This window comes from Streptomyces sp. NPDC048389 (genome assembly GCF_040706335.1).
In the GTDB taxonomy this organism is placed as follows: domain Bacteria; phylum Actinomycetota; class Actinomycetes; order Streptomycetales; family Streptomycetaceae; genus Streptomyces.
Window position 1 is genome coordinate 127029 of record NZ_JBEZKP010000015.1, and the last position, 7544, is coordinate 134572.

The 7544-nt window shown below is 71.3% G+C and carries 7 protein-coding genes and 1 pseudogene; 5 read left to right on the plus strand and 3 right to left on the minus strand.

Annotation, left to right across the window (positions count from 1 at the left end; translation table 11 throughout):
- Positions 1-38: 38 nt before the first annotated feature.
- Positions 39-455 (plus strand): hypothetical protein, encoded by a 417-nt coding sequence (locus tag AB0903_RS14205; protein ID WP_366702435.1) that lies wholly within the window; start codon positions 39-41, stop codon positions 453-455.
- 293 nt (positions 456-748) lie between these two features.
- On the opposite strand, the gene AB0903_RS14210 is transcribed toward AB0903_RS14205, so the two are convergent.
- Positions 749-2134: a cystathionine beta-synthase gene (locus AB0903_RS14210; protein ID WP_366702437.1), complete on the minus strand. Its 1386-nt coding sequence runs from the start codon at positions 2132-2134 to the stop codon at positions 749-751.
- Between the two features lie 217 nt (positions 2135-2351).
- On the opposite strand from AB0903_RS14210, the gene AB0903_RS14215 reads away from it, so the two are divergent.
- From AB0903_RS14215 to AB0903_RS14225, 3 genes are all read left to right on the plus strand, one after another.
- Positions 2352-3365, plus strand: coding sequence for an SGNH/GDSL hydrolase family protein (locus AB0903_RS14215; protein WP_366702439.1), 1014 nt, complete (start codon positions 2352-2354; stop codon positions 3363-3365).
- Between the two features lie 616 nt (positions 3366-3981).
- Complete coding sequence (locus tag AB0903_RS14220; RefSeq protein WP_366702441.1) at positions 3982-5202, plus strand: acetyl-CoA C-acetyltransferase; 1221 nt, start codon at positions 3982-3984, stop codon at positions 5200-5202.
- A gap of 522 nt (positions 5203-5724) precedes the next feature.
- Positions 5725-6579, plus strand: coding sequence for a hypothetical protein (locus AB0903_RS14225; RefSeq protein ID WP_366702459.1), 855 nt, complete (start codon positions 5725-5727; stop codon positions 6577-6579).
- 111 nt (positions 6580-6690) lie between these two features.
- On the opposite strand, the gene AB0903_RS14230 is transcribed toward AB0903_RS14225, so the two are convergent.
- Positions 6691-7014 carry a hypothetical protein gene (locus AB0903_RS14230; protein ID WP_366702443.1) on the minus strand — a complete coding sequence of 108 codons (324 nt, stop codon included), beginning with the start codon at positions 7012-7014 and terminating at the stop codon, positions 6691-6693.
- Positions 7015-7113: 99 nt separating this feature from the next.
- Here AB0903_RS14230 and AB0903_RS14235 point away from each other — a divergent pair, with 99 nt between their 5' ends.
- Positions 7114-7344 carry a DUF4287 domain-containing protein gene (locus AB0903_RS14235; RefSeq protein WP_356894250.1) on the plus strand — a complete coding sequence of 77 codons (231 nt, stop codon included), beginning with the start codon at positions 7114-7116 and terminating at the stop codon, positions 7342-7344.
- Between the two features lie 77 nt (positions 7345-7421).
- On the opposite strand, the pseudogene AB0903_RS14240 reads toward AB0903_RS14235, so the two are convergent.
- Positions 7422-7544, minus strand: a pseudogene (locus tag AB0903_RS14240) (IS30 family transposase); the annotation flags it as partial.

Below are 7544 nucleotides of genomic sequence, written 5' to 3' on the forward strand. Positions count from 1 at the left end.
ACTGACGCGGCGGCTCCCCGGCCCGTAGCGTCGGCCCTATGGAAGCCCGCGATCCCGAGCTCAAGAAAGAGCTCGACGCCACTCTCCACGCCCGCCGCGAACTGGGCGAGGAGTACGACTCCGCGCTCGTGGAGTCGTTCCTCGGGAAGGTCGAGGAACGAATCGACGCCACGGTCGACCGCCGCGTCCGGCGCCAGGTCGCCGAACAACGGATGACCGCGGCCCGAGCCCCTGACCGGCAGCAGTCCACCGACACCTTCGGCGAGCGCTTCGGATTCGGCATCGTCACCATGATCCTCGCCGTCCCGCTCTCGGCGATCGGCGTGGCCAACGCCGGGCTGGCCGGCCTCGTCGTCACCTGGCTCGGCATCGTCGGCGTGAACGTGGCCCACGCGGCACACGCCTGGCCCTGGCAGCAGCGCCGGTCCCGGGACACCGGGTCCGACTGGAGCTGAGCACCGGCTGTACGCGGGGACCACCGCACCCCCGGCCCGGGAGCCGGGGGGCGGGACGACGGCGGTCCCCGCGTGGGACACGGGCCGGGTCAGGACCGGCCTGTCGTGTCCGTGGCGTCCGTGGAGGTCCGGGAGCCGCTCCGGAAGTCCTGTGACGCCGCCAGTGGTGCCGGCCGGGACGACCTGCCAGGTCCCCCTGCCGACATCCACCACTGTGCCCGGCACGTGTTAAGCGGGTGCTGCGCGGACGTGACGCGCTCGTACCGATTGTGCGAAAGGACGTACGCGCCGGACTACTTGGCGCCCTTGGCGAGGAACGACAGCAGGTCCTGACGGCTCACCACACCCGTCGGCTTGCCCTCGACCAGCACGATCGCCGCGTCCGCCGAGCCGAGTACCGACATCAGGTCGCCCACCGGCTCACCGGAGCCGACCTGCGGCAGCGGCGCCGACATGTGCTTCTCCAGCGGGTCGCCCAGCGACGCACGCTGGCTGAACAGCGCGTCCAGCAACTCCCGCTCGACGACGGAACCGATGACCTCCGCGGCCATCACGTCGGGGTGGCCGGCGCCCGGCTTGACGATCGGCATCTGCGAGACGCCGTACTCGCGCAGCACCTCGATGGCCTGCCCGACGGTCTCCTCCGGGTGCATGTGCACCAGGCTGGGGATACCGCCGTGCTCCTTGTCGCGCAGGACGTCGCCGACGTTCGCGGCGCCCTCGCCCTCCAGGAAGCCGTAGTCGGCCATCCACTCGTCGTTGAAGATCTTGCTCAGGTAGCCGCGGCCGCTGTCGGGCAGCAGCACGACCACGACGTCGTCGGGGCCGAGCCCTTCCGCGACGCGCAGCGCCGCGACGACCGCCATCCCGCAGGAACCGCCCACCAGCAGGCCCTCCTCCTTGGCGAGGCGGCGCGTCATCTGGAAGGAGTCCTTGTCGGACACGGCGACGATCTCGTCGGTCACGGTCCGGTCGTACGCGGACGGCCAGAAGTCCTCACCGACGCCCTCGACGAGGTAGGGACGGCCCGAGCCGCCGGAGTAGACGGAACCCTCGGGGTCCGCGCCGATGACCTTGACCCTGCCGTCGCTGACCTCCTTCAGATACCGCCCGGTGCCGGAGATCGTGCCGCCGGTGCCGACGCCGGTGACGAAGTGCGTGATCCGCCCGTCGGTCTGGTCCCACAGCTCGGGGCCGGTGGTCTCGTAGTGCGAGCGCGGGTTGTTCGGGTTGGAGTACTGGTCGGGCTTCCAGGCACCCGGGGTCTCCCGCACCAGCCGGTCGGAGACGTTGTAGTACGAGTCCGGGTGCTCCGGGTCGACGGCCGTGGGGCACACGACGACCTCGGCCCCGTACGCGCGCAGCACATTGATCTTGTCCGTGGACACCTTGTCCGGGCAGACGAAGATGCACTTGTAGCCCTTCTGCTGGGCCACGATGGCAAGTCCGACGCCGGTGTTGCCGCTCGTCGGCTCGACGATCGTGCCGCCGGGCTTGAGCGCGCCGCTCTCCTCCGCCGCCTCGATCATCCGCAGCGCGATCCGGTCCTTCACCGACCCGCCGGGGTTGAAGTACTCGACCTTGGCAAGGACGGTCGCCGAAATGCCTGCGGTCACGTTGTTCAGCTTCACCAGCGGGGTGTCGCCGACAAGACTGATCATCGAGTTGTGGATACGCACAATGTTCTCCGGGGTCTCCGTGATGGTTCGCCCAGCGTAAGCGGGCGGGCGCGGGATTGGGCGACGGTTGCTGCGGGGCAGTTAGCTGTAGGGCCCTTGTTCCGGATCGGACGAGGGACCTACGTACGGCGACGAAGCCCGCGAGGGCCGCGGCCCCTGTGGCGGCCGCGGGCCCGCGAGCTGCGAGGAGGTGGCTCGGACGGTGTACAGAGCGAGGGTGGCGCGGCGCATCGCGGCCGGCGCGGCATACGGCGGGGGCGGCATCGGGCTGCTCGGAGCGGCGGGACTGGGACTGGTCCTTGCCGAGGTTCACCTGGCGAAACGCACGGTCAGCGGCGGCCATGCCCCGATCCCCCCGCGCGGCGACGGCCTGTACGGGCTGACCTTCGGCCGGGAGAACCCGCTGTACCTCGGCATCCTCGGCGACTCGACCGCGGCCGGCCAGGGCGTCCACCGCGCCGGCCAGACGCCCGGGGCGCTGCTGGCCTCGGGCCTCGCGGCGGTGGCGGAACGCCCCGTGGAGGTCCGCAACATCGCGCTCCCCGGAGCACAGTCCGACGACCTGGAGCGCCAGGTCACCCAGCTCCTCGCCGACCGGAGCCGCACCCCGGACGTCTGCGTCATCATGATCGGCGCCAACGACGTCACCCACCGGATGCCGCCGACGCAGTCCGTGCGGTACCTGGCCTCCGCGGTGCGCCGGCTGCGCACGGCGGGCACCGAGGTCGTCGTCGGCACGTGCCCCGACCTGGGAACGATCGAACCGGTCTACCAGCCACTGCGCTGGATGGCCCGCCGCGTGAGCAGGCAGCTGGCCGCGGCCCAGACCATCGTGGTCGTGGAGCAGGGCGGTCGTACGGTCTCCCTGGGCGACCTGCTCGGCCCCGAGTTCGCCGCGAACCCGCGGGAGATGTTCGGCGTCGACAACTACCACCCCTCGGCGGAGGGGTACGCGACGGCCGCGATGGCGGTACTGCCGACCCTGTGCGCGGTGCTCGGCCTGTGGCCGGAGACCGACGCGCTGGACGCGGACCGGGACGAGGACATGCTCCCCGTGGCCCGGGCGGCCGCGACGGCGGCCTCCGAGGCGGGCACGGAGGTCACGGGCGCGCGCGCCCCATGGGCCCTCCTCAAGCACCGCCGGCGCCGCCGCCTCCCCCCGACGGCGGACGCCCCGCCGTCCACCACGACGTCCACCCGGCCTGCGGAGGACCGGGTCCGGCCGACGTGAGCGATGGTCGACACGCGCGACGGTCGACGCGCGTGTAGGGGCGGGGCCGCTCTCCGAGGCCGTTCCCCCACCCACCCCTTCCTCCCGCCCTTCTCCCTGCCCTTCCCGCCCTTCTCCCCGTCTCCCTGCCCTTCTCCCCGTCCTTCCCGAACCGGCTTCGCCCGGGGCCCGGTGCCCCGGTTCGCGCTGTGCCCTCAATCGCCGGACGGACGGAAATGCCGCCTGTTCGGCATCTCCGCCCACGGCGGCGAATGAGGCGCGGGGCCCCGGGGCAGCACCGCCGGACGCTGGAGGCCGGGGGCAGAGCCCCCGGGGGGGCCGGAGGGCAGAGCCCTCCGACACCCCCGACACCCCCGACACGGGGCGAGGGTCCGGGCGCACAGCCCCCACCCCGGGGTGGGGATCCGGGTGCGGAGCCCCGGCCGCCGGGCAAGGACCTGGGTGCGGAGCCCCGGTTTCGGGCAGGGGCGAGTAGAGAGAGAATCCGCCGGGCACAGGCATAAGCAAGCGCCCGCTTAGAAAAGAGTCCCGCATCACACCTCGCGCACAGTGACCCACGCCGTACGTCCGGGTAACTTCCCCATCAGCCCTTCCGTCTTCCCCTCATGGAGCCGTGATGCCTGAAGCCGTGATCGTCTCTGCCGCCCGTTCCCCGATCGGCCGGGCCTTCAAGGGCTCGCTCAAGGACATTCGCCCCGACGACCTGACCGCCGGGATCATCCAGACCGCGCTCGACAAGGTGCCTGAGCTCGACCCGCGTGACATCGACGACCTGATGCTCGGCTGCGGTCTGCCCGGCGGTGAGCAGGGCAACAACCTGGGCCGCATCGTGGCCGTGCAGATGGGGATGGACCACCTCCCCGGCTGCACCGTCACCCGCTACTGCTCCTCCTCGCTCCAGACGTCCCGCATGGCGCTGCACGCCATCAAGGCCGGCGAGGGCGACGTCTTCATCTCCGCCGGTGTCGAGACGGTGTCCCGGTTCGTGAAGGGCAACTCCGACAGCCTGCCGGACACGCACAACCCGTTCTTCGCCGAGGCGGAGGCCCGCACCGCGGCCGTCGCCGAGTCCGAGGGCTCCACCTGGCACGACCCGCGCGAGGACGGCCTCGTCCCGGACGCGTACATCGCCATGGGGCAGACCGCGGAGAACCTGGCCCGCAGCAAGGGCATCACCCGCCAGGAGATGGACGAGTTCGGCGTCCGGTCGCAGAACCTCGCAGAGGAAGCCATCAAGAACGGTTTCTGGGAGCGCGAGATCACCCCGGTCACGACGCCCGACGGCACCGTCGTCAGCAAGGACGACGGCCCGCGAGCCGGCGTCACCCTCGAGGGCGTGCAGGGCCTCAAGCCCGTGTTCCGCCCCGACGGCCTCGTCACGGCCGCCAACTGCTGCCCGCTGAACGACGGCGCCGCCGCGCTCGTCATCATGAGCGACACGAAGGCCCGGGAGCTCGGCCTGACGCCGCTGGCCCGGATCGTGTCGACCGGTGTCTCCGGCCTCTCCCCCGAGATCATGGGCCTCGGCCCGGTGGAGGCGTCCAAGCAGGCGCTGCGGCGTGCCGGCCTGAGCACCTCGGACATCGACCTGGTCGAGATCAACGAGGCGTTCGCCGCGCAGGTCATCCCCTCCTACCGGGAGCTCGGCTTCGACCTGGACAAGGTCAACGTCAACGGCGGTGCGATCGCGGTCGGCCACCCCTTCGGCATGACCGGCGCGCGCATCACCGGCACGCTCATCAACAGCCTCCAGTTCCACGACAAGCAGTTCGGCCTGGAGACGATGTGCGTGGGCGGCGGCCAGGGCATGGCGATGGTGATCGAGCGGCTGAGCTGAGCCGGAGCGGAGGGCAGGGGTCGCCCGAGGAACGAGGGCGGCACCTGCCCGCAGCGGTGGCGAAGCGAACGCGACCACCGACACAAGCGGCTGAGCTGAGCCGGAGCGGAGGGTAGGGGTCGCCCGACCCTGTCGACATGCGGCTCAGCCGCGCGGCGAGGGCGGCACCTGCCCGCAGCGGTGGCGAAGCGAACGCGACCACCGACACAAGCGGCTGAGCTGAGCCGGAGCCTGGGCGGCCTCATCCGGTCTCCGGACCCGGACCCGGAGACCGGATGAGGACCGGCACGTCCGGGCGCCCCCGGTCCGGATCTCAGTTCGTGACTGAATCTCCCCCAGGATGTGACCTATCTCCTGGGGGAGACCCTTTTCGCAGGTCACAGCCGCCCCGCTACCGAACACCAGGCACAAAGTCCTGTCCAATTCGTGACGTAATGCACTGACAGGGGGCGCGAGTACATCGCAAGCTGATGTAGAAGTCGGGGGGATCCGATTGAAACCGGGAGTAAGTCAGTGAGCGCCATGTCTCTTGCCCTGCTGCTGACCACGGCCGCCGCCACCGCCGTGGGCGCCGCTGCCCTGCACGCCGCCCACGGGCTCCGTAAGCAGGTCGCCGCCCTGAGGTCAGAGCTCGCCGCACTGTCCGTGTCCGCCCCCACCGCCGTCGTGCCCCACGCCCGCACCAGTGACGCCGGCGAGATACGCGCGGCCGTCGCAGAGGCGCTCGCCGAGGAGCGGGAGCGCGAGCTGGCCGAGGCGCGGGCCTTCTGGGCGGCGCAGGAGGCGCGCGACGCCGCGGACGCCTCCGCGCGCTACTCCGGCGAGGGCTCCGCGTCCGCGCTCGGCGGCCTGTCCGGCATCGGCGACGAGATGCCACCGTTCTACGTCCCGCGCCAGGCGGACTTCGTGGGCCTGGAGTCGATGGACCTGGACGCGGCCGAGGGGCTCGACGCGCTCGACGACATGGCGGACCTGCCCGAGGTGACCGAGTTCGCAGAGGACTCCCCGGAGCTGGCCGCGGCCCGCCGCCGCCACCCCTCGCACCCCGATTTCGTGCCGGTCCAGACGCCAGTCGTCACCGACCACGAGCGCACCGTGTCCAAGCTGCAGGAGCTGGCCGACACGGGCACCGAGCTGGCGGACGTCCGCCCCGGCCCGCTGGGCACGCTGGACGTGTACGTCTTCGCCGACGGTACGACCCTGTGCATGACGCCGGGCCACCGCGAGACCGCGGAGCGCCTCGCCGACTCGCTGCGCGCGGGCGACGCCCCGGTGCTGCTGGGCGGGTCCGGAGTGTCCGGCGCGTACGCGCTGACCTTCTCCTGCGGCGAGGAGAGCGTGTACATCCTCGCGGACCGCGTGATCGCGTCCCACTGACCGACCCACCGGCAGTCCCAGCGACCGACCCGCCGGCACGGCCCGACCCGCCGCTGACCGACCCCCCGGCCCGTCCCAGCGACCGGCCCCGGCCGCCTCGCGGCGGAAGGTCTACAGGCCCGACCGCCGCGCCGTCGCCTTCACCAGAGTGACGGCCTCGTCAACCATGTGTGACGCCGCCGGTACCGAACGAAGTACCTCGGCCAAATCGTTCGCCGCCACCAGCACCTGGTCCGCGACCGCGAAGACCCCGGCGTCCGGCATGATCCTCGGCTCCCGTCCCGGGTCCTCGATGCACTGCGCCCTGGTGGACAGTTCCCTGGCCAGAGCCAGCGCCTCCGCCGCCGCGCCCTTCTGCAGCCGGCTCTGCGGCGCGGCACGCAGACGGTCCGCGAAGCGCTCCGCCGCATCGGTCAGTTCCGTCGTATCAAGCACCCCGCCGACCCTACGTGTCCGCGCTGGACTGTTGCCAATACGCGGACGCTCAGGCACGGTGGCGTGAAGAGCACACGCGCACAGCGTCCGGAGGCGCCGATGTCCCAAGTCTTCTCCGAAGAGACCCACCGAAATCTGCTCTCCCGAATCCCCGAGTGCACCGGTCGTGCCGTGTCCGACTGGCTCCGCACCGTCGAGGAAGGACCGTCTCTCTTCAATTTCGAGGAGAAGGTCAGTTGGCTCCGGGGCGAACACAACCTCGCTTACGGCCATGCGAAAGCGATCATCCACGAGTACGACCTGAGGCGCGCCGCGCGCAAGCTGCTCTGAACGCTTCAGGTGCCGCACACGACGCAAGGGCCCGCAGGCAGTGGCGGATTCTCGGGGTCCTCGCAACACCTGATGGCTTACGTGGTCGTCAGTAGATCACGCAGGCGCTCGGCTGGGGTTTTCCAGCCGAGCGTTTTGCGTGGGCGGCCGTTGAGTTGCTGAGCGACGTGTTCGAGGTCTTCGGGGCTGTGCACGGACAG

Coding starts and splice junctions, on each gene's coding strand:
- AB0903_RS14205 (WP_366702435.1), top strand. CDS start 39: ATGGAAGCCCGCGATCCCGAGCTCAAGAAAGAGCTCGACGCCACTCTC.
- AB0903_RS14220 (WP_366702441.1), top strand. CDS start 3,982: ATGCCTGAAGCCGTGATCGTCTCTGCCGCCCGTTCCCCGATCGGCCGG.
- AB0903_RS14225 (WP_366702459.1), top strand. CDS start 5,725: ATGTCTCTTGCCCTGCTGCTGACCACGGCCGCCGCCACCGCCGTGGGC.
- AB0903_RS14235 (WP_356894250.1), top strand. CDS start 7,114: ATGTCCCAAGTCTTCTCCGAAGAGACCCACCGAAATCTGCTCTCCCGA.